We start from the raw sequence: 22,365 nt of genomic DNA on the forward strand, positions 1-22,365 counted from the left end.
GTGGCGCGAACCGCGTACGGTGCGTTCCGGGCCCGGGATTTTCGCGGAGGCGGCACTCAACCCAGCACCTGGAGAACGAAGACCGCGACTCCGACGCCCACGAGAAGGGCGACTCCGAGCGGCGGGTCGAGGAAGGCCACATAGGTGACCAGACCCGCGATCAGCAGGATCAGCAGGGCGCGTTGAAGCTTGTGGACAGGATCCATTCGGGCTGCTCCAGGGGATCACGGCGCCGGACCGGGTGGCCGGCGGCGCCGGTGCGACCGGCGTACGACGGTTTCACCGGAGCAGGCCGTACGGACGAACCTCCGTGGGAGCAAGGGGTTTTGGTGACCATAGTCACCTCGTCGACCGCGTCTGGCGCACCCCTCCTCCAGAGAAGGAAACGGGAAACAGCATCGATCGCCTTGTCCGTCCCCGAGCGGTTGCCGCACGCTTTCGTGCAGCGCCGAACCGGCCCCGGACGGAGTGGCTTTGGAGGATTCCGTGACACACCCGTCCCCCGGGTTCGGTGAGGAACTGAGGAAGCGCCGGCTCGCCGCCGGACTGAGCCTGACGGTCCTGTCCAGCGAAGTGCACTACAGCAAGGCGCAGTTGAGCAAGGTCGAGCGGGGCATCAAAGCGCCCAGTCACGACCTCGCCCGGCTGTGCGACGCCGCGCTCGGTGCCGACGGAGAGCTGATCGCCCTCGTCCCGAAGGGCACCCCCGAAACACCCGCCGAGCCCGAGCCGGGCCAGGTCGAAGAGGAGGACTGGATCATGGAGTTGTCACCGGACGGTCCCAACCGGTTCCACCCCGTGGGGCGACGCCGGGTGATGGGCGCCGGTGTCGCCTCCCTGATGACCTGGCGCCCGGACGGTACGGGCCCGGCGACCCCGGCCGCGGGCGCGGGCATGCTGGAGGCGTCCCGCTCGCTGTTCACGCACTACCGAAGGCTCGGCCAGTCCGTGGCGCCCGGACTCCTCCTGCCCGTGCTGATCGCCCAGACGCACACACTGCGGGAACTGTCCGCCCAGTCCGACGCCGCCAACCGTCGCCGGCTCCTCGCCCTGGGCTCCCGGTACGCCGAATACGTCGGCTGGCTGGTGCAGGAGACCGGGGACGAGAAGGCGGCCCTGTGGTGGACACGGCGCGCGGTCGATCTCGCGGCCGCCGGCGGTGACCGGGCGCTGGCCGGGTACGCGCTGGTCCGCAGGGCGCTGGTCACGCTGTACCGCGACGACGCCGCGGAGACCGTCGCCCTGGCCCGCCGCGCCCAGAGCGGCTCGCTGCCGCCCAGGATCCGCGGGCTCGCCGCACAACGCGAGGCCCAGGGACACGCGTTGGCGGGAGACCGCACCGCCTGCCTGCACGCCCTGGACCGGGCCCGCGACCTGCTCGCCCGGCACGAGGGCGATGCCGACGAGCCGGTCATCGGCACCATGCACCTGCCCGACTCCGTCGCCATGGTCACCGGCTGGTGCCTGGTCGACCTCGGCCGGCCGAAGGAGGCGGGCGAGGTGCTCGACCGGCAACTCGCCCTGGTCGGCCCGGACGCGGTGCGCACCCGGGTGCGGTACGGGGTGCGGCGCGCGCTCGCCTACGCCTCCGCCGGAGAGATCGACCACGCCTGTGCGCTGACCGAGCCGCTGCTCGACGGCGTGGCGGCGGTGCGCTCGGCGACCGTCATCACCGACCTGCGACGCCTCGCCCGCGTGCTCGCCCGGCACGCGGACCACCCTGCCGTACGCCGACTGGGCCCGCGACTCGGCACGTTGTCGCGCCTGTCCACTTCCTGAAGGAGACGTCACCATGCACGAGGTTTTCATCAACTACCGCACCGGGGACGGGGACAAGACCGCCGCACTGATCGACGAGGAGCTGAAGCGCCGCTTCGGCCGTGACCGCGTCTTCCGCGCGTCGAGGTCCATCACCCCCGGCGAGGCCTTCCCCGACAGGCTGCTCACCACGGTGCGCCGCGCCTCCCTCCTCCTGGCCGTCGTGGGCCCGGACTGGACGAACTTCCGGACCCGGCTGAACGACCCGGAGGACTGGGTGCGCAAGGAGATCGAGGAGGCGTTCACCTGCGAGGTCCCCGTCGTGCCCATCCTGGACGGCCGCAGGACCGCCCGGCTGGACAAGGCCGCCCTGCCGGACGCGCTGTCCCGGCTCGCCGACCTCCAGTCCGTCCCGTTCGACACCCAGGACGCCGAGACCGGCCTGCGGCGCATCGGCGACCTCGTGGCCGACCTGGTCCCCGGCCTGACCGATCTGACCAGGGCCGAAGAGAACGCGTCACAGGGCTCCGTCACCAACTCGATCGACGACATGAGCGGAACCGCCGTGCAGAGCCGCGACTTCACCGGAGACGTCGGCGGCACCGTCATCAAGGACGCCCACGGTCCCGTGCACACGGGAGGCGGCAGCATCTACCAGAACTCCCGGCACGTCTCGGGCGGCCGGCACTTCTCCGGCAACGGGATGACGTACTTCGAGGGCGACAACCACGGCGGCATCCAGCACCGTTACGACGCTCCCGAACGGGGCGAGGACGACGGCCGGTGAGTCCGTTCGGCAGTACCCGCATCGACAGCGCGAACGCCTTCACGCACACGGGCGGCGGCGACTTCCACGTGCACCTGGGCACCGAGTCGCAGAACCCGCACGGACCTGCCTTCCGCAAGGTCGCGGACGACCAGCTCGTCTGGTTGCGAAGGATGCTGGTCGCCCCGGCCAACATGGGCGAGGCCCGCGCCACGCTCGCCGACACCGGCACCGTCATTCTCGACGGCGCCCCGGGCAGCGGCCGTAGCTCGACCGCCAAGGTGCTCCTGCACGAGTACCACCGGGAAAGCGGCGTCTACAGCGAGCTGGCAGCCGGCGACGACGAGCAACTCCCGCTGCACGACCCGGGCTTGGTCGGAGCCGGCGACCGTCTGCTGCTCGACCTGTCCGACGCCGCCCGGTGGTCCGCCGCGCGGGCCGGCCTGTCCACCCTCCGCAAGTCCGTCCACGAGAAGAACGCGCGTCTCGTGGTCGTCATGCCGCACCGCGACACCCTCGACCCCGATCTCCAGCGCTTCCGGGTCGAGATCCGGCGGCCCCCGGGCCGTCAGGTGCTCAGACGGCACCTGCGCATGCACGGGCTGCCGTACGAGCAGTACATGCAACAACTCGACCAGGAAACCGAGGAGTTCGTCGCCGAGCGGCCGATGCGGGAGATCGCGGACCTCGCCGACCTGGTGCGCCGGGCCCGTGCGTCCGCTCGGCCCGGCGACGGGTTGGCGCAGTGGTGTGCGACCGCGAGGGGCGCGCGGAACGACCGGCGCAAGGAGGTCGCGGAGCTCGTGAGACGGCTGCCCGAAGCATCCCAGCGCGCGCTTCTGGTGACCGTCGCCCTGCTGCACGACGCGCACGCCGACGTCGTGCACCGCGCGGCGGCACTCCTGCTGGAGGCCCTCGGGCCCGGCTCGGAAGAGATCCCGCTGCTCCAGCACAAGGACCTCGCCGAGCGGCTCAAGGAGATCGGGGCCGGCGCGGACGCGGACGGATTCGTGCGGTTCACCGAACTGGACTACGACTCCGCCGTCCGCGCCCACTTCTGGGACCACATGCCCGACCTGCGCCCCCACCTCGGAGCGTGGGCGGCGGACGTCGTGGAACTCGACGATCCGCACCTGACCCCGGCCGTCCGTGATGATCTGGTGGCGCGGCTGGCCGGTCAGTACCTGCGCACCGGGCGCCCGGAGGGGCTCGCGTCGCTCGCCGAGAAGTGGAGCGCCGAGTCGGCGGTCCAGGTGCGTCTGGAGGCCGCGGTGCGGGCGCTGACCCGCGGGCTCGACGACCCGGCGCACGGCGGGTCTTTCCGGAAGCGGATCTACCAGTGGTGCGCCCACCACCGTCTCACGGCAGAGTTCGCCCAGGTGCTCGTCCAGGTGTGCGCGGACGTCCTCGCGTCCAACCACCCGGACATGGCCCTGTACCGGCTGTACCACCTGGCCCGGCGCGAACGCGGAACCACCCGTGCCCGGGACGCGCTGCGCGCGCTGGTGGCGAGGAGCGGCCGGCTCTACCGCACACTGCTCGACCGCCTCATCAGGCACGGCGGCCCCACACCCTCCGACCTCACCATCTTCCTGCACGTCAGCGACCCGGAGCTGCTGACGGACGCCACCCGTACGGCGCGCGCGCTGGTGGAGGAGGCGGGTGTGCGACGCTGCCTGACCGCCTGCTGGTGCGCCGTACTCGCCGAGTTGCCCCGGACGGCATGGCAGCGGCAGGCGGTGGCCTGGCTGCACCGGGCCACCGAAGACGCGGACCACGTCGGCGAGTCGCTGCTCGATCTACTCGTCGGCGCGGCGGAGCAAGGCCGGGAGCGGCGCGGTGAGATGTTCGCCGCGCTGTACGCGGCCGCCCGCGCCGCCGAGCGTACGGCTCCGGGGGGACCCGTGCGTGCCGCCGGGACGACCGGACTGCTGCTGCACAAGATCGGTGTGGCCCAGGGCCTCCGCCCGGCCGGCCCGCCACCGTCATCGACCAGGGGGACACGACCGTGACGACCGCGCGCAAGACGACGACCGTCTTCCTCACCATTCTGTGCGCCTTGCTGCTGGCCATCGTCGGCCTGACCGAGCGGTGGCCCGCCTGGGCGTGGGCCACGCTGGCGGTTCTGCTCGTCGTCCTGCCGGCCGCCGCCATGAGGATCGCCGCCGCGCGCCGCGGGCCGGTGCCCGTCGTATTCGAGGAGCAGCTCACGGCACCGCCCGTCGAGCGCACGGACTGCCAGGTGAGCCAGGTGGCGCTGCCCAGTCTTCGGGAGGACTACGACTTCGTCTTCTCGGCGACCGTACGGTGGTACCTGGTCGAATCGCCGGGCAGCGCCCCCGTCCTCAACCCCTCGGGGCTCGCCGCGGAAACGGTCCTGAACCGCGCCCGCGCCCTCACCGAGAAGCGCGAGCCGGGCCAGGCCTCGCTCGTCCAACACGAACTGGGCGGCCTCCTCAGCCGGATGTTCCCCGACCCCACGGGACAACTCCAGGCCATGGCCGAGAACATCAGTCTCACCCTGCTCCCCCAGGACCAGGAACGCCTGGACCGGCTCGCCAAGGTCCGCAAGGACAAGGCGGTCTGGGAACACCAGCGCACGTACGAGCAGAGCAGACGTCAGTATCTGGGCGAGGACGTGCTCAAGGACACGGGCAGCGCCGTGGTCTGGTGGCTCGCCAAGAACGACGAACACGTGGAGAAGACGGTCGCCGATCTCGGCCTGCTCGCCCAACTCACCTCGGCGGCCAACGACTCGGACATCCCCGCGCGTCTCCAGGATCTCCTGTCACCGCCCCGCCCCGACGAACCGATCACCACGGAACACTCAGAGGAACCCACGCGGCAGCGGTCGGCGGCGGATCACGTCTCGGACCTCTTCGACGCCATGGGCTTCACGGACGGAGACCCCCGACGAGAGATGCTGGCCGCCCAGTTCGCCCACATCCTCAAAGAACAGAACCGCTACGAGACGGCCGAGGAACTGCTGCGCCGCTTCGCCCCTCCGGGGGGTGACGCCGATTAGGACGGGCCGGAGGCGTGCCACCGGCTGCGCCGAGGAACCAGGGTCACATCTCTTGTAGCCGCAGTCGCTCCCTCAGGCCCCGTGAGTCGTCCTTGGAGTCCTTCACGCTGCTGCGCCAGGCCGCCCATGCGCTCGACAGCGCCCAGAGCGACGGAAGATACTCGTAACCGTCCACAGAGTGTGTCCGTACGCCGACTGAACGTACAGGCCGCTCCTCGCCCGGCCGGGATGGTGCATGAGGTCTCGTTTACAGGTGGTGCTGCAGATCCTGCTGGCGCTGGTCGCCTGCCTGCTCGGCATCGCCACCAACTACGCCACCAGTACGAACCGCGGGCCCTGGGTGCTGGAGGTCATCCGGCGGGGGTCCGTTCCGGCCATCGGGTTGCTGATCGTCGCGATGGTGGTCGGGCAGGTGGTCGTGTACCGGCTGGAGAACCCGGCGCCCGAGCAGACGGAGTGGCCACGGGACCGGGTCCCTTATCCGGGTCTCGACGCCTACGGCGAGGACGAGTCGGCCGTCTACTTCGGCCGGGAGGCCCAGGCGGCCGAGCTGACGCGTCGGCTGAACACCGCCGCTCCTGGCCCCGCCGACCGGTTCGTGCTGCTGACGGGCGCGTCCGGCAGTGGCAAGTCCTCGCTCGTCCGCGCCGGCGTGCTGCCCCGGCTGCGCAAGCGCCGGTGGACGATCCTGCCACCCTTCTCCCCGGGCGCGAACCCGCTGCACGCCTTGGCGACAGCTCTGTCCGCTGCGGGCGAGGGCGGCGACACGGCCGACGCGATACTGCGACGACTCAGGCGCGGACCAGGGGAGTTGGCCGCCGAGCTCTCACGTCTGCGCAGCCCGCACCGGCGGATCCTGATCGTCATCGATCAGTTCGAGGAACTCGTCACCCTGGCGAGCGAGCGAGAACGGGACCAGTTCCTCGACGCCGTGCGCGCATGCCTCCGGCACTGGTCTTCGGTCCGGGTGTTGGCCACGTGTCGTGTGGACCTGCTGGGCCGGCTGCTCGGGACCGGCCACGCGCCCATGTTCCAACATCCCGTGGCCATCGGGACATTGAGTCGCGCACAGCTGGTGCGCGTCGTGGAACGGCCCGGCGCTCTGGTGGGGATGTCCTTCGCCCCCGGTCTGGTGGAGACCATCGTGGACGACACCGGAACCGATGACGCGCTGCCTCTTCTCGCCTATCTGCTCCAGGAGTTGTACTTCGTCTGTGGTCCTGGAAACACGGTGACGGAGGAGTCGTACCACCGACTCGGCGGAGTGGCTGGGGCGCTCGCCCGGCAGGCGGACAACACGGTGGCGGCGCTCGACAGCCCCGACGGCGTCGACTTCGTCCTGCGGGTGCTGCTCAGGTTCGTGACGCTGGAGGAGCGGGACCTCGCCCGCCGACCGGTCTCGCTGACCGAACTCAGTGATCGGGAACGGTATGTGGTGGACGCGTTCATCGATGCGCGTCTCATCCGGTCCGACGCCACGGCTTCGGGAGCGGCCGGCGAGGCGTACGCCGAGGTCACGCACGAGGCGCTGTTCCGGCAGTGGGCGCCGCTGCGGCAGGAAGCGGAGGCCAGAGCGGAACGGCTGCGGGAGCGGGCCGAATTGGAGCGGTGGGCTGCCGACTGGGAGCACTCCGGGCGCAGCGCGGACTACCTTCTCACCGGGGAACGGCTCGCCGTGGCCCAGCGTTGGCTGGACGCGTTGGAGGAGGCCGGACAGGCGTCGACGCCCGCCCGTGCGCTCGTGGACGCCTCGCAGCGCCGTGACCTGGCTTTCCTGAGCCGGGTCTCGGACAGCATCGGCCGCCAGGTCATCACCGGCGCGGAGGCAGAGCCGGAGCGGGCGCTGCTGCTGTCCCTCGCCGCGCTCGGCGAGTGCGCGCCCACACCGGCCGCGCGACGCGGACTGCTTACCGCCCTGGCCGTGAGCCACGCCCGGCTCCGTCTGGAGGGACACTCGGACACGGTCCGGGACATCGCGTGGTCGGCGGACGCCCGGCTGTTGGCCACCGCGTCCCGGGACGGGACCGCTCGCGTCTACGATGCCGAGTCGGGGCGGCAGTTGCGCGTGCTGCCGTGCGACGACGCCATGGTCGAATCAGTGTCCTTCTCACCGGACGCGACCATGCTCGCCACCGCCGGACGCGACCAGGTCGTACGCGTCTGGGACGTGCGGTCCGGCGCGCCGGTCCGCCGTCTCACCGGTGCCGGGGACATCGGGCGGCAGGTGGCCTGGTCGCCCGACGGGTCCCGGATCGCCGCCTCCTTCAGGGACCAGGTCGTCCGTGTGTGGGACGCCGAGGGCGGCGAGCTCGTACAAGAACTGCACGGCCACACCGGTGATGTGTGGGGCGTGGCATGGGCCCCGGACGGCTCGCGTCTGGCCACCGCGTCGCATGACCGCACGGCCGTCATCTGGACGACGGAAACGGGCCTGGCCACGACGATCCTGACCGGGCACACAGAGTTCGTGGAAGGCATCGCGTGGTCGCCGGACGGCCGGTGCGTGGCCACCGGGTCGGGCGACCACACCGCGCGCGTCTGGGACGCCGGCACCGGGGTACAACTGCTCCTGCTGCGCGGCCACGCGGACTACGTGTGGAACCCGTCCTTCTCCCCCGACGGACGGCTGCTGGCGACCCCGTCGTCCGACCGCACCGTCCAAGTGGTCCGCGTGGACGACGCCAAGGTGGTGACCGTGCTGCGCGGCCACACCGACACGGTGTGGACGGTCGTATGGTCGCCGTCGGGCACCCAGTTGGCCACCGCCTCGACCGACGGCACCGGCCGGGTATGGGACCTCCAGCCTCGGGGCGGCGAGTCCGTGCGGCTACAGGGGCATGACGGCCCGGTGAACCAGGCCGTCTGGTCCGCCGACGGGACCAGACTGGCCACAGTCTCCGACGACGGCACCGCCCGGATCTGGAGCGCCGAGACCGGGGACGTCGTCCAGCCGTTGGCGTCGCTCGGCGCCCGCGGGTGGAGCGTGGCGTGGGCACCGTACGGCGACCGGCTCGCCCTCGGTACGGCGGATGGCGTCCTGCGTGTCGTGGAATCCGCCGGCGGCACGGTCTTCGAGCTGCGCGGCGAGCCGGTCGAGGGCTGCTCGTGGTCCCCGGACAGCCGCCGCATCGCGACCGGCAGCCATGACGGCACGGTCCGCATCCTCTCCGCCGTCGACGGCACCGAACTGCGCAAGCTGACCGGCCACCAGGACTGGGTGGGCCGAGTCGCCTGGTCCCCGAGCGGTCGCGGCCTGGCCAGTTGCTCCGACGACCGCACCTGCCGCCTGTGGGACACCTCCGACGGCAGCCAGCTGACCGTGCTCCGCGGCCATGGCAACTACGTCGAGGACGCCGCCTGGTCACCCGACGAGACCCGGGTGGCGACGGCGTCCGGCGACTGGACGGCCGCGGTGTGGGACGTGGCGACGGGCCGCCGTATCGACGTCCTGAAGGGACACGAGGGCCGAGTGCGTGCCATCGCCTGGTCCCCCGACGGCAGCCGCATCGCGACGGGCTCGGACGACCGGACGGTACGGCTCTGGTCGGCGACCACCTTCGCGGAACTCGCCGTCATCGGCGTCCATCGCGACAAGGTCACCTCGGTCGCCTGGTCCCCCGACGGGACCCGTCTGCTCACCGCCTCCACCGACCGCACCGCCCGCGTCTGGCCTGCCGACCCGGACTACGACCGGCTGGAGGCGCGGGCGCGTGGCCGCGTCTTCCGCACGCTGGACGCGGAGGAACGGCGACAGCATCTGCTGCCGCCGGGTCCCGGGTGCTGAATCAGTAACGTTCCTCGACCGTACGGTCGTCGGTGCTCAGGAGGTAGTCGTCCGGATCGAGCCCCATCGCCTTGCGCTGCGGGGACGCCCAGTACATCGCGTTGCGCTCCGCGAACGTCTCCGGGCCCTCGTAGGAGATCAGCCAGACGAACTGGTTCCGCTCCCGGTCCACCCACGCCCCACCGATCTCGAACCCCAACTCCAGTCGCAGCGGCACGATGTCGCGGCGCCATCGCTCGACCCACTCGTCGAGCAAACCGTCTCGGGCGGTATAGGTGCGCAGTTGGGTGGTCCTTGGCATCGGGGGCACTTCCCTGTCGAGTCGGCGTGCTGTCCGGGTTGACCGGTACGACCGTACGCCAGTGTTCACCGTGGCGCGGGCATGGCGGGCCGGATGAGTAGGCTGCGGTGCCGTTCTGTCAGATCTGACATGCACCCTTCGAAAGGTCGCAGTTGAGCACGCCACCGTCGTATCCCGGCCCTCGGCAGATGCCGGGGCCGTACCAGCAGGGGCCAGGGCCGTACCAGCAGGCGCCCGGCCCCTACGCGCAGGCTCCGGGGGCGTACGCGTCCGCGCCGGGGCGGTATGCGCAGCAGCAGGGGCCGACCGCGCCCGCGGCACCGCACGCCGGACCGTACGAGCACGCGCCCACGCCCGGCCCGTACCAGCACGCACCCGCGCCCGGCCCGTATCAGGCACCCATGCCCGGCCCGTACCAGCAGGCACCCACCCCCGACCCGTACCAGCAGGCGCAGCCGTACAGCGGTCCGATGGAGGGGTGTCAGATATGCGGGGCGGTGCCCGCGGCGCCCGTCACGGTGCGGGGGCATCAGGGCATGATCGTGGTCATGCGTTCCCTGCGCCGCAAGGGGACGATGTGCCGTACCTGTGGGCTGGCCACCTTCCGGGAGATGCAGGCCGACACCATGGTGCAGGGGTGGTGGGGGCCGATGTCGGTGGTCATCACGCCCATCACGCTGCTGATCAACCTCGCCGCCCTGTCCACCATCCGCCGTATCCCGGAGCCGGTAGCGGCCGGGCACCGGCCTCCGTTGAACCCCGGTAAGTCGGTGTTCGCGCGCCCGCGGGGAATCCTGGGGCTGGTCCCGCTGTGCCTGGTGCTCGCGGTGGTGCTGCTCACCGTCATCGGCATGGCGGCCGGGTCGGGCGAGGGCGACGGAGCGGCGCCGGCCGTGAAGGTCGGGGCGTGTGCCGGCGCCCCGTCGTGCGTGGACCCGTGGAGCAGTTAGTCCAAGGGGTCGAGGCCCTGGCCGGGACCCGCGGGACGGCCCCGGCCACGGCCTCGCCTGGTGGGCCGTTACGCCCGTCGTCGCCTCGGAGGGGTCAGAAGTCGTCCGCCCCGTTGCGGAGTTCGGGGGTCCAGTAGCCGGTGAGGGCCTTCGCCGGGTCGACGGCGATGCCGTCGCTGCCGGGGGCGCTGACGGCGATGACCGTCGGGTCGCCCTCAAGCATGACCGAGAACGCCGTCACGGGCTCGTTGTCCTCGTCGCGGCCGCCGTCGGACAGCTTGACCAGGGCATAGGCCGGGCCGCCCGACGCGAGCACGACCGGTGCGGCCGGCTTGCTCTTGGCGACGGCCGGCACGTCCTGCTTGTGGCTCTCCAGGAACTGGATGTGCGGGAAGCTCGTCAGCCGGCAGGAGTGGCGGGAGATGTTCTTCGCCGTGAGGACGATGTGGGTGTAGGGGGCACCGCCCTGCGTGGCGGCGGTGATGTGGACGTCCCGCGCGGCGCAGACGGGGGTGGAGGCGGACGCCTGCTCGCCGGTCGAGCCGGTCGAGCCCGCCGTACCGGACGAGCCGGACGAGCCGGACGTCCCCGTGGAGCCGCCGGTGCCGGTGGAGCCCGTCGAGGCCGTAGCGCCCGTGGTGCCGTTCGAACCGGTCGTGCCCTTGCCGCTGCCGTCGCCGCTCGGCGACTGCACCGTCACCGACGTCCCCTGCGCGGGCGAGGACTTGGTGTCCCCGTCGCCCTGGCAGGCGGTCAGGGACAGGACGAGGGCCGTGCCCGCGGCGGCGAGCAGGGCGGAGCGGTGAAGCGTGTTCATGGAGATTTCCCCCGTGAGTGGTTCGGGGCCGCGGCTCGGTGGCCTCGGCCGAAGTCGTACTGCTGGTGTCGCACGGTTCTCGATCGCCCTCGCCCGGCCGTTAGTCGGACGGCAGGACGCGGGCGGAAGCGGACGGCAGGGGCACGCGAACTCGCCGAACCCGGCACCGCGGAGTCCGCCAACTCGGTGTTCTGCGCCCTGCCTTGAGTTCACCACCTGCGGGTTCCGCGTCCCAGGTGGTTCTCCCGGCAGAAGTGTCGTCGGCCATACTTCTGCCGGGGGCTCGCATCCGTACGAGCCGGACGATCGGGGACGTCGACGGTGCGTGGTGACACGCCTCTCACGGGGGACTTCGGGCAGCGACTGCGCCGGCTGCGGGCCCGCGCCGGGCTGAGCCAGGAGTCGCTCGCACACACGTCCGGGGTGAGTGTCAGGGCCCTGGCCGACATGGAGCGCGGGCGCACCCGGGGGCCACAACGCCGTACGGTCCAGGTGCTGGCCGAGGCGCTGGGCCTGGACGACGAGGAGGCGGCGGCCCTGGAGAAGTCCGCCGCGCTGGGCCGCCCGCGTCCCCGTGCGGCCACCGACCCGGTCACCCCCGGCACCCTGGCCCTGCCGCGCGACATCCAGGACTTCACCGCCCGCGGCCCGGCCCTCGCCCGGCTGCTGGAGCTGGCCCGGGACACCGGTCCGGACCGGCCGGCGGTCGCGGTCGTCGCCGGTCAACCCGGTCTGGGCAAGACCGCGTTCGCCGTGCACGCCGCGCACCACCTCGCCCCGCACTTCCCGGACGGGCAGTTCGCCCTGGACCTGCACGGCATGGATCCGGAGCCGACCGCACCCCGGGACGCGCTGGCCCGGCTGCTGGGCGCGATGGGGATCGCCGACGCCGCGATACCGGCCGGCACCGACGACCGCGCGGGCCTGTGGCGGTCCCTGGTCGGCGACCGGCGCGTGCTCCTGCTCCTGGACAACGCCGTCGACGAGTCCCAGGTCGGCCCGTTGCTGCCGGGTACCGGCGGGTCGCTGACCATCGTCACCAGCCGCCACTCCCTCGCGGGTCTGGAGTCCGTCCACCGCAGCGACCTGGCCCTGCTGCGGCGCGAGGAGGCGGTGGAACTCCTGACCCGCATCATCGGCCCGGACCGGGTCCGGGCCGAGGCGCAGGCCGCGCGCGATCTCGCCGACCTGTGCGGACATCTGCCGCTGGCCGTCCGGATCGCCGGGCAACGGCTCCTCAGCCGCCCGCACGAACGCCTGAGCAAGCTCGTCGCCCGCCTCGCCGCCGAGGGCCGACGACTGGACGGACTCCAGGCCGGAAGCCTGCGGGTGCGCGCCGCCTTCGCCCTCTCGTACCGTCAACTGCCTTCGCACACACGGACGTTCCTGCGCCGGGCGTCGCTGGCCGCCGGAGCGGACTTCAGCCCGGAGACCGGCGCGCTCCTGGCCGGCCTGTCCTACGACGAGGCGGTCGCTTGCGCCGAGGAACTGACCGACGCCGGGCTGCTGCAGAGCGACGCCACCGCCGAGCGCTACCGCTTCCACGACCTGCTCAAGCTCTACGCGGCCGAACAGGTCGCCGCCGAGGACGGTCCCGAGATCCGCGACGCCGCCCTCGACCGGACCGCGCGCTGGATGCTGCGCCGGGCCACGGCCGCGGCGCTGCACTTCGACGTCGAGCACGACGGGACCGCCCTCGGCGAGACCGACGGCGACCCGGACCCGGACGGAGCGCCCACCGGACGGGAGGAGGCGCGGGCCTGGCTGGAGGCCGAACGGGCCCAGTGGCTCGCCGCGCTGCGCCGGGCCCACAGCACCGGCCGGCACCGGCAGGTCGTGGACACGGCGCAGGCGATGCACTGGTTCTCCGATCTCAACCAGCACTGGGAAGAGTGGGTCGAGGTGTTCCAGCGCTCCTCGGACTCCGCCCGTGTGCTGGGCAGCAGCCGGGACGAGGCGGTCCACCTCAACTACCTCGCCTGGGCCTACAACATGTGCCTCCACGACCCCCACACCGCGCTGTCGACCGCCGACGCCGCGCTCGTGGCGGCCCGCGACTGCGGCGACGGCCTCCAGGAAGGCTGGGCACTCGGGTACGGCGCGGGCGCGCTGCACCGGCAGGGCCGGACGGAGGAGGCGCACGCGCGGCTGCGCGAGGCGGCCGGCTGCCTGGCCTCGCAGGACTCCCCGCAGGCCCGGCTGGGCGAGCTGACGATCCTCAACTCCCTCGGCACGCTGCTCCGCCAGGCCGGGCGGGCGGCGGAGGCCCTGGAGACCCACCGCCGCAGCGAGCGGATCTGCCGCGTGGGAATCCCGGGCCGTACCGACGAGTTGATCGCGCTGTACCGCGCCGTCGCCCGACAGCAGATCGGCAACGACCTCGCGGCCCTGGAGCGCTGGTCCGAGGCCGAACCACCCCTCCGCCAGGCCCTCGCCGCCTTCGAGGCCGCCCACATGCCGGCCTGGGCCGGCCCGGCCCGCCTCGACCTGGGCCACGTCCTCAGCGCCATGGCCCACCCGGAGGCCCGTGCGACGCTGCTCACCGCCCGCGACGACCTCACCGAGCTGCGAAGCCCGCGCCAGGCCGAGGCCACGGCCGCCCTCACGGCCCTCGACGAGGCGGGCGCCGCCAGGTGAGCGACGGCGTGGGGCCGAGGCTCTGGCCACTGGTGACCCCGCCGGTCCACCGGTGACCCCGCCGGTGACGAGCAGCCCCCGTCCGCGTTTCAGCGGGCGCGGAGCTGCCGCCCGCAGCGGGGTGCCGCACGGACCCGGCCCTGCGGCCGTTCAGGCCCGGATCGCGCGTGATCAGTCCCTCCCCTCCGGCGCCCTGCTCCTCGGCGGCCGGCACGTCGGGACACCCGCGACGAGCCTCACGCACCGCACACGGCACACCACCACGCGGCGGTCGGCCGGTTGGTACGGCGGCCGTGACGACGCGTGGCCCCGGAGGGTGCCGACGGTGGCCGTGGGGAGACCGGACTCGGCCGAGCCGTCGGCCGGTCCGGCTCTGACCGGTGCGGGCAGCGGGCGCCGGGCGAGGCGCTGAGGCCGTGCCGTCCGGGAGCCGGTCACACGGCGGCGGAGAGCCCGGCTGCCTCCAGGTGCGCGGTGCGGTGCAGGCCCCTGCGGTCGTAGAGGTGGGTCAGGCCCAGTCCGAGGAGCAGCGAGATCACGAGCCCCGCGGCCGTCATCGCCCAGCCACGGGCGAGCCCGGCGTCGAGCTGGGCGTCGAAGTAGAGGATCGACCGGATCCCGTCGAGGACCTGGCGGAACGGTTCGAACCTGGCGAGGAAGTCGTAGGAGGACGGCACCGCCTGCAACGGGATGGTCGCACCCGCCGACGGGATCGCGAGGCCGATCAGCACCAGCATCGAGACGAGCGGGCCGGGGGTGCCCAGGACCGCCAGCAGTGCGAGCGCCGTACAGCCCATGGCCATCGTCGCGCAGGCACCGAAGATCCAGAGCAGCAGCAGGTGTCCGGCGTCGATGCCGACGATCTCGACGGCGGCGACCACCGTCAGGGCCGAGGTGAGCAGGGAGACTCCGGCCATGAGCGCGCAGCCGACGAGGAAGTGGCGGCTGCGGCTCAGGTGCCGGACGGGCTCGGCGGTGCGGAAGGGGCCGAGGTCCTTGGCGGCGTAGCCGAGGGCGGTGTCGATCTGCATGTGGATCACGTTGGCGCCGAGCATGCCCGCGAGGACCAGCACCAGGGTGTAGAAGAAGGACGTCAGACCGAATCCGCTGTGGTCGCCCAGGTGGTGCCCTTGGGCCACGACGACACCGACCGGATCCGCGATCAGCAGCCGTTCCGGAGCGCTCGGCGCGGCGACGCGCTTGCCCGCCGCCTTCGCCTTCGCGGCCTTCTGGGTCATCTGCCGCCCCAGCTCCTTGCCCAGGGCGACCGAGACGTTGTGGGCGACCTCACGGTTGACCTGTTCGGCCATGTTCGAACCGAAGCCGCCGGCCGCGGGGTTGGTGAGTACGTCCAGCGTCGGCCGTGCCGGGAGGGACTTGCCGTGGCTCGCGAGTCCGAGGACGGAGGCGGAGAAGTTCTCGGGGACGACCAGCGCCCCGAACGCCTTGTCCTGATCCATGAGTCGCTTCGCCCCGGCACGGTCCACCTGTTTCCAGGCGACCTTGCCCTTGAGCTGTGCGGCCCCGGTCACCTGCGCGGTGATCCGCGCGCCCAGGTTCACCCGCTTGCCCGAGTGGACGGCTCCCTGGTCGTCGTTGACGACGGCGATCGGCAGATCGTGCATCGCCCCGGTCGGGTTGCTGTTCGCGCCCAGGTAGAGCAGCGACAGCAGGAAGGACAGCAAGCCGACAGCGGCTGTGGAGACGATCCACAGCCGGCGCCCCCGGATCAGGTGCCGTGCGCGCATGCGCGCGTGCGTGGGTGAGGTGGGCATGCGTTTCTCCTCTGTGTGCGCGGTCTCCCGGTGCTCGCCGGCACGGCGGCAAGCTGGAAACTCGTACTTTCCAAGAGTAGAAAGTAACACTTTCCAAGTTGGCCCCTGTCCGCCGGGCACCTGGGACACTGGCAACAACAGAGGACGAGGGAGCACATGAAAATCTCGGAACTGAGCCGCCGATCCGAGACTCCGGTGGGAAGGATCAAGTACTACCTGCGCGAGGGCCTGCTGCCCCCTGGACGCTCGATGGGCGTCACGATCGCCGAGTACGGCGACGAGCACGTCCGGCGACTGCGTCTGATCCGGGCACTGACCGCCCGCGGGGGCCTGTCCATCGCCGCCGCCCGCGACGTGTTGGCGGCGGTCGACCACCCCGAGGAGGCCCGGCCCACCCTCGGCGTGCTGCACCACGCGCTCCCGATCCCGGCGGAGTCGGGCGACCCGGACGCCGACCCCGAGCAAGTTCAGCAGGTGAAGGCGCTTCTCGAGGCCCTGGAATGGGAGATCTCGGACGACTCGCCGCACCCGCGGGCGCTGGCGGCGAGTCTCCGGGAACTCAAGCGCCTCGGCGTCCCCTACGGCAACGAGGACCTGGTTCCCTATGCGAGGCTCGCCGCGTCCGTCGCCCGCCTGGACCTCGAAAAGCTCGACGGGATCGACGCACCGGAGCAACTGGCCGAACGAGCGGCCGTCGTGATCCTGCTGCTCGAACCGGTCCTGGCGTTGCTTCGCCGACTCGCCCAGGAAGCGGAGCTGCGCCAAAGGCGCACACAGGCCCGTCCGAACTGACCGGAACGGCCCCGGGCCGCGGGCCTGCCCCTGCCCAAGCCCCCGCGAGCGAACATTTCTGGCGCTCGGGCCGCATCGTTTGCGGTGCCAGTCGGGCTTGGCTTGCTGCTTGGTCTGACAGGGCCTACCGCTGGGCATTGGGGCGGCCGTCCAGGTGCAGCCGTGGGCGCCGTTTTCACCGGTGGGTGGCCGTGGGCCGCAATGAGGTGGATCGGCCCTGGTTGCCGTCACCTGCCGCAGGACCTGGGCTTCGGCTCGGGCATGACGCCTTGGCGTCGGCTGCGGGACTGGGATGAAGCTGGCGTCTGGCAACGCCTTCACGAGGTCCTGCTCGCTGAGCTGAACGGGGCAGCGAAGCTGGACTGGTCCCGGTGTGTAGTCGACTCCTCCCGCGTCAGGGCGCTAAAGGGGGGGCACACACGGGCCCGTCGCCGGTCGACCGGGGCCGTGCCGGCTCCAAGCACCACTTGATCACCGATGAGCGCGGTACTCCGCTCGCGGTCCTTCTGACCGGTGGCAACCGCAATGACGTCACCCAATTGCTGCCTCTGCTCGATGCCGTCCCACCGGTTCGCGGCCGGGTCGGGCACCCTCGCCGGAAGCCGGACGCATTGTTCGCAGACCGTGGCTACGACCACGACGTCTACCGCGAGCAGATCCACGCTCGCGGCATCGTGCCGGCCATCGGCCGCCGCGGGACCCGGCACGGCACCGGACTCGGCGCCTACCGTTGGGTGGTCGAGCGCACCTTCGCCTGGCTCCATGGCGTCCGACGCTTGCGCATCCGCTGGGAACGCAGGGCTGACATCCACGAAGCCTTCCTGCGACTCGCATGCTGTCTCATCACATACCGTCAAGTGCTGGTCCTGACCCGTCCACAAGACGAACCGAGGGGGACGGAGCTATCGGCGAGGAGGCGGCGATCGGGTTCAAACGGCTGATCACCATCCGGGCTTGACTCTGACGCTGCTGGAGACTTGACGATCGCACTGTAGGCGACACGCGGATTCTTATCGGAGGCGGACGGCATGCGAGGCAAAGGCATCCACTACGACACCGGCACCTTTCCCAACGGCGATACCTCCCGCCCCGTCTTCGACGCCGACGTCGTCGCGCGGGACATCCGGATCATCGCCGAAGATCTGCACTGCACCGCGATTCGCATCACGGGCGGCGACCCGGACCGGATCGAGACCACCGCGCGGCATGCGGCCGCCGCCGGGCTGGAGGTCTGGTTCTCGCCCTTCCCCTGCGAGATGACCAACGAACAGATGCTGCCGTACTTCGCCGACTGCGCCGAGCGAGCCGAACGCCTCCGCCTTGACGGCGCCGACGTCGTCCTTGTCACCGGCTGCGAACTGAGCCTGTTCGCCCGCGGGTACCTGCCCGGCGAAACCTTCAACGAGCGCATCCCGGTCCTGGCCGGCCCTGATCGCGAGGCCGCACTCCGGCCCATCCCCGACAAGGTCAACGCCTTCCTCGGCGACGTCGTCCGTACCGTGCGCCCTCTGTTCGCCGGCCCGGTCAGCTACGCCTCGTGCCCCCTGGACGGCGTGGACTGGAGCCCGTTCGACATCGTCGGCCTGGATGCGTTCCGGAGTCTGCGCAACGCCGCCACATACCGCGACGACCTACGCAAAGAGTTCACCCACGGCAAGCCGGTGGCCATCATGGAAGTCGGCTGCTGCACCTTCCACGGGGCGGGCGACTACGGCGGCTCGGGCTGGTACATGGCCATGGAGCCGGACGGTGTCACCCCCAAGCCGCACCTGGTGCGTGACGAGAGCGAGCAGGTCCGCTATCTCGACGACCTCATGCCCGTCTTCGAAGACGAAGGAGTCGACTCCGTCTTCTGGTTCAGCTTCGCCGGCTACGGCACTCCCCACCGCCTGTCCGGACCCGACCCCGACCTCGCCTCCTACGGCATCGTCAAGATCCTCGACGAGCACAGCGGCTACCCCGCGGACGCGCGTACGTACCCGGACATGCCCTGGGAACCCAAGGAAGCGTTCCACGCCCTGGCGAACCGCTACCAGGCCCGCAAACAGCGTGGAACGTCCCACCAGCACCTCGATAACCGATAGTGCCTCTGGGCCAGGTCGGCGACGAACCGGGCCAGGTGGTCCTCGGGCAGCCAGTCGTCCAGCGACGGCGGCAGCAGCAACACCTGGTGCGGGTCGAACGCCCGAAACCGCTTGTCCACCGCCGCCGGACGGGGCTTCGGCCGAGGCGCTACCGGCGTCAGCTTGAACAGACCATCTTCACCAAGGCACAGCTCATCTTCGCGTACCCGGGAGTCACCGCGCGGGGTGCGGATGGCCGCGATGCGCGACCCATTCATCGGCGAGGACGGCCATCGTGTGCCCGTCGATCCATTCGCCGTTCCAGCACAGTGCGTCACGTCGGGTTCCCTCGTGGATGAACCCGATCTTCTCGTAGACGTGGCGGGCGCGCGGGTTGAAGGCGAAGATGAGGTTCCCCCGCTGTGCGGGAGTGGCTGACTAGCTGGTCAGAGCGGGTTGACGTGGTTTCAGGTTCACTTGTTCGGCCGCTGCCTGGTCGGCGTAGTGCTTCTCCTCGTATTCGATCGGGCTGAGGTAGCCGAGCCGTTTCTGGATGCGGCGGGGGTTGTAGAAGCCGTCGAGGTACTCGAAGAGCGCGAGGTTCGCTTCGGCCCTGGTGGCGAAGACGCGGCCGCGGATGCACTCGGTCTTGATGACCATCCACAGGTTCTCCGCGAGGGCATTGTCGAACGAGTCGCCGACCGAGCCCATGGACGCCTGGATACCGGCCCTGACCAGGCGTGTTGTGAGCTTCACGGACGTGTACTGACAGCCGTGGTCGGCGTGGTGAACGAGCTCGCCGGGGGCGACTTCGCGGCTGGCCAGGGCATACTCCAGCGAGGTGAGGACCAGGTCCGCGTCCGCGCGGGCGGAGGTCTCCCAGGCCACGACCCGGCGGGAGAACGCATCCCGGATCGCGGACAGCCACAGCGGCCCCTCCCCGGTGGGGATCATGGTCAGGTCGGTGACCCACAGCCGGTTCGGCCCGTTCGCGGTGAAGTCGCGTTGCACAAGGTCAGGGGCCGGATCGGCGTCTGGGTCGCGGCGAGTGAAGCCCCTGTCCCGGCGGGGGCTGATCCCGGCGAGGCCGGCCTGGCGCATGAGCCGCTCGACGCGCTTGCGGCCGACGTGGACGCCCTCACGCTTGAGGACGGCGTGCACGCGGGGTGAGCCGTAGATCCCGCCGGACTCATCGTGGACCTGCCGGATCCTGCCCGTCAGCTCGACGTCCCGGATGCGCCGCTCGCACGGCTCGGTCTCGGCCCGGCGCCACCGGTAGTAGGTGGAGGAGGGGATGTTCAGTTCCCGGAGTACGGGCTCGACCCCCAGATGCGGGTGCTCGTCAACGAGCGCCGTCACCTGGGCCGGGTCGGGTCGAGCTGAGCCGCGAAAAAAGCCGAGGCCGTCCGCAGGACCTCGTTCGCACGCTTGAGCTGGGCATTCTCCTTGCGCAGGGCGGCAAGCTCCTCACGCTCGGCGGTGGTGAGCATGTCACCTCGCTCGCCGGCATCGGCCTCGGCCTGGCGAATCCAGTTGCGCAGGGCTTCGTGGTGCACGCCGAGTTCCTCGGCCATGCGACGGATCACGGGCTTCGGCTCGGAAGCGCGGTACATCCGCACCGCACGCTCACGCAACTCCAGCGGGTACTTCCTCGGGGCAGGCATCGTCAGAGCTCCTCTCGTGAGCCCAATCTGACCTGCTGTCACCTCTCCCCGCATCTCGGGGGAACCTCAAGACCTCCAACTCGATCCGGTGCAGGCCAACGGTGTCGAAGGCATGGCCGAGGATCAGCCGGCTCGCCTCGGTGCCCAGTCCCTGGCCGAAGGACCGGCGGTCGAACAGGCTGATGCGGAATGAGCAGGAACGGTTGTGGACATCAAGGTCCGACAGGACGACCTCACCGACGCACACGCCAGTGGTTCGCTCGACCATCGCCAGGTCCAGCCGATCGGGATGCTCGGCGCGGGAGCCGTACCAGCGTTCCAGCGTTTCGAGGCTGAACGTTGTGTGGGTACCGGTTAGCCGATCCGCTTCAGGATCGGCCGCCACTGCGGCCAGCGCGTCGGCCATGCAGACCGGACGCAGAACCACGCGCTCGCCGGTGAGTGTCGGCTTCTCAACGAAGGAAATCTCGGGATGCATGAAAACGATCTTGACTGGTAGCCGCCCGCCCCCTTCAACACATGACCTGTCCGAGGAGTGGGTCATGAGCTTCCGAGTCCTCCACCGGCAACAGCCCTACCGCATCACCGGGTTCCACCCCCTGTAACCACAAACCCCGGCACGGCGAAACTGCCATACGCTCCGGAGCACATACTCCGCACCAGCACGTGCAACTCCGCTACGAGCGCACCAGCGAGGCCCGCCATACGGATCGCCACGCACTCCACATGATGCGTCCAGGAGACGTGTTCTCGTCCGAACCGCTTGCACGCCACGTCAGCCCGCTCGGTCGAGCGAATAGATCGACGCGCCCGTCGCCGACGAGTAGAACTGGCTCAGACCGTCCGCCGGATGGCGGCCCAGCCCGGCGGTCGTCCGGCGGGTCCGGCGTCGCGACCATGTCGGGGGACCCATACCCGTAGCGCACGGGGACTGATGCGGCACCGCACGGGAGTCGGCAGGCTGACGGCTTCGCCGTCCAGGCCGGCGGGAAGGGCCGGGACATCGGCGTAGACGACGATGTCGTCGGGCGTGGCGAGACGAGTGAGGCCGTGCGGTTGCCGGCTACGCGGTCTCGTGGCCGTCTCGGCGGGCGTCTCCACCCTGACGGCCAGTACTCCCAGGAGACCGGAGTCGAGGCGCGCACGCCTGCCGAGCCCGGCCGGGTCATCCACTTGGTAAGGGTTGTTGCTCACCAGCACGGCATCCGGCCCGTCAACGGTGAGCAGCCCGGTGCGGACCACCAGCTCCGGGCCCTCGTGGCGGGCCAGGAATTCCGGAAGGATGCGCACTGCCGTGCCCAGCTTGTCGTCCCGATAAGCCGGGTCCTGTACCAGGGCGGCATAAGCACCGAACGAGACGTTGTTGACGAACGCACGCTCACCCGCATACCCGAGATCCACACGCAGCTCGACGCCGTCCGTGAGGGCCTCCAGCGCGGCCGAGGGGTCCTCACGGTCCAGGCCGAGATCCATGGCGAAGTGGTTGCGGGTACCCGCTGGAACGACCACGAAGGGCAGGCCGCTCTCCGCGGCCACCTCGGCGACAGGCGCCTGTGTACCGTCTCCGCCGGCCACGCCCAGCAGATCCGCACCGTCGTCCACCGCGCGTCGGGCTACCGTCGCCAGGTCCTGGGGCACAGAATGATCGATCAGGATCACCTGGGCTCCGAGCGTGCGGGCGCGTTCCGCGATCCGGAACCGGGTCGCTTTTCCTCCCCCGGAACGCGGATTCACGATCAGACAGGGCCGCCGCGCGCCGGTCGTCGGCCGCGGCGCGTTCTCGGTCACGGCGCGTACCCCGCGGCCGCATGCATCAGCCGACCTGCCTCACCGCCGACAGCGGGTCTGCCGCGATCACGCCCGCAGCTGACGGCTCCGTCCCCCACCGAACCGGCGGTCCGGCGACTGCGCCTGCGCCTGCGGCCAGCGCCACCATGACACCCCTTCGGCAGTTACGGCCCACGGCATCAGCTTGCGGCTCGGCCTCGGGATCCGCACCTGGGACGCGGCGGTGCCCACAGCGCCTTCACCAC

At 71.2% G+C, this 22,365-nt stretch carries 17 protein-coding genes and 1 pseudogene; 10 read left to right on the top strand and 8 right to left on the bottom strand.

Going from position 1 to position 22,365, the window contains the following annotated elements; all coding sequences use genetic code 11:
- Positions 1-56 precede the first annotated feature (56 nt).
- Positions 57-206, bottom strand: a complete 150-nt coding sequence (locus QSK45_RS03970) for a hypothetical protein (protein WP_285553187.1) — start codon at positions 204-206, stop codon at positions 57-59.
- A 280-nt stretch (positions 207-486) separates the two neighbouring features.
- On the opposite strand from QSK45_RS03970, the gene QSK45_RS03975 reads away from it, so the two are divergent.
- From QSK45_RS03975 to QSK45_RS03995, 5 genes are all read left to right on the top strand, one after another.
- Positions 487-1,779 carry a helix-turn-helix domain-containing protein gene (locus QSK45_RS03975; protein WP_285553189.1) on the top strand — a complete coding sequence of 431 codons (1,293 nt, stop codon included), beginning with the start codon at positions 487-489 and terminating at the stop codon, positions 1,777-1,779.
- 13 nt (positions 1,780-1,792) lie between these two features.
- Positions 1,793-2,545 (top strand): toll/interleukin-1 receptor domain-containing protein, encoded by a 753-nt coding sequence (locus tag QSK45_RS03980; protein ID WP_285553192.1) that lies wholly within the window; start codon positions 1,793-1,795, stop codon positions 2,543-2,545.
- On the top strand, positions 2,542-4,536 hold the full coding sequence (locus tag QSK45_RS03985) for a hypothetical protein (RefSeq protein WP_285553193.1): 1,995 nt from the start codon (positions 2,542-2,544) through the stop codon (positions 4,534-4,536). The genes QSK45_RS03980 and QSK45_RS03985 overlap by 4 nt, the downstream gene beginning before the upstream one ends.
- Positions 4,533-5,549, top strand: coding sequence for a hypothetical protein (locus tag QSK45_RS03990; RefSeq protein WP_285553195.1), 1,017 nt, complete (start codon positions 4,533-4,535; stop codon positions 5,547-5,549). The genes QSK45_RS03985 and QSK45_RS03990 overlap by 4 nt, the downstream gene beginning before the upstream one ends.
- A gap of 235 nt (positions 5,550-5,784) precedes the next feature.
- Positions 5,785-9,333, top strand: coding sequence for an nSTAND1 domain-containing NTPase (locus QSK45_RS03995; RefSeq protein WP_285553197.1), 3,549 nt, complete (start codon positions 5,785-5,787; stop codon positions 9,331-9,333).
- Position 9,334: 1 nt separating this feature from the next.
- Here the strand turns inward: QSK45_RS03995 and QSK45_RS04000 are convergent, their stop codons facing one another.
- On the bottom strand, positions 9,335-9,634 hold the full coding sequence (locus QSK45_RS04000) for an NIPSNAP family protein (RefSeq protein ID WP_285553199.1): 300 nt from the start codon (positions 9,632-9,634) through the stop codon (positions 9,335-9,337).
- A gap of 188 nt (positions 9,635-9,822) precedes the next feature.
- Here QSK45_RS04000 and QSK45_RS04005 point away from each other — a divergent pair, with 188 nt between their 5' ends.
- Positions 9,823-10,584 (top strand): hypothetical protein, encoded by a 762-nt coding sequence (locus tag QSK45_RS04005; RefSeq protein WP_285553201.1) that lies wholly within the window; start codon positions 9,823-9,825, stop codon positions 10,582-10,584.
- Positions 10,585-10,678: 94 nt separating this feature from the next.
- Here the strand turns inward: QSK45_RS04005 and QSK45_RS04010 are convergent, their stop codons facing one another.
- Positions 10,679-11,401, bottom strand: a complete 723-nt coding sequence (locus QSK45_RS04010) for a DUF4232 domain-containing protein (protein ID WP_285553202.1) — start codon at positions 11,399-11,401, stop codon at positions 10,679-10,681.
- Positions 11,402-11,722: 321 nt separating this feature from the next.
- Between QSK45_RS04010 and QSK45_RS04015 the strand changes: the two genes are divergently transcribed.
- Entirely contained in the window at positions 11,723-14,038 is a 2,316-nt protein-coding gene (locus tag QSK45_RS04015) for an ATP-binding protein (RefSeq protein WP_285553204.1), read from the top strand.
- Positions 14,039-14,472: 434 nt separating this feature from the next.
- Here QSK45_RS04015 and QSK45_RS04020 read toward each other — a convergent pair whose 3' ends face one another.
- Complete coding sequence (locus QSK45_RS04020; protein ID WP_285553205.1) at positions 14,473-15,813, bottom strand: YhgE/Pip domain-containing protein; 1,341 nt, start codon at positions 15,811-15,813, stop codon at positions 14,473-14,475.
- A gap of 156 nt (positions 15,814-15,969) precedes the next feature.
- Between QSK45_RS04020 and QSK45_RS04025 the strand changes: the two genes are divergently transcribed.
- From QSK45_RS04025 to QSK45_RS04035, 3 genes and pseudogenes are all read left to right on the top strand, one after another.
- Complete coding sequence (locus tag QSK45_RS04025) at positions 15,970-16,605, top strand: MerR family transcriptional regulator (protein ID WP_285553206.1); 636 nt, start codon at positions 15,970-15,972, stop codon at positions 16,603-16,605.
- A 231-nt stretch (positions 16,606-16,836) separates the two neighbouring features.
- Positions 16,837-17,456: pseudogene (locus QSK45_RS04030) on the top strand (IS5 family transposase); the annotation flags it as partial.
- A 177-nt stretch (positions 17,457-17,633) separates the two neighbouring features.
- Entirely contained in the window at positions 17,634-18,689 is a 1,056-nt protein-coding gene (locus QSK45_RS04035; RefSeq protein ID WP_285553207.1) for a glycoside hydrolase family 113 protein, read from the top strand.
- A gap of 417 nt (positions 18,690-19,106) precedes the next feature.
- On the opposite strand, the gene QSK45_RS04045 is transcribed toward QSK45_RS04035, so the two are convergent.
- The 4 genes from QSK45_RS04045 to QSK45_RS04060 form a co-directional block, all read right to left on the bottom strand.
- A complete protein-coding gene (locus QSK45_RS04045; RefSeq protein ID WP_285553208.1) occupies positions 19,107-20,027 on the bottom strand; it encodes an IS3 family transposase in 921 nt (306 codons plus the stop codon).
- The gene (locus QSK45_RS04050) at positions 20,024-20,386 is read right to left on the bottom strand and encodes a transposase (protein ID WP_490993502.1); all 363 of its coding nucleotides are present in this window, start codon (positions 20,384-20,386) and stop codon (positions 20,024-20,026) included. The genes QSK45_RS04045 and QSK45_RS04050 overlap by 4 nt, the downstream gene beginning before the upstream one ends.
- Positions 20,295-20,810 (bottom strand): GNAT family N-acetyltransferase, encoded by a 516-nt coding sequence (locus tag QSK45_RS04055; protein ID WP_285553210.1) that lies wholly within the window; start codon positions 20,808-20,810, stop codon positions 20,295-20,297. The genes QSK45_RS04050 and QSK45_RS04055 overlap by 92 nt, the downstream gene beginning before the upstream one ends.
- Positions 20,811-21,166: 356 nt before the next feature.
- A complete protein-coding gene (locus QSK45_RS04060; RefSeq protein WP_490993503.1) occupies positions 21,167-22,120 on the bottom strand; it encodes a diacylglycerol/lipid kinase family protein in 954 nt (317 codons plus the stop codon).
- Between the last annotated feature and the right edge of the window lie 245 nt (positions 22,121-22,365).

Origin of the sequence: Streptomyces hygroscopicus subsp. hygroscopicus (genome assembly GCF_030269125.1) — a bacterium.
Lineage (GTDB): Bacteria > Actinomycetota > Actinomycetes > Streptomycetales > Streptomycetaceae > Streptomyces > Streptomyces hygroscopicus_C.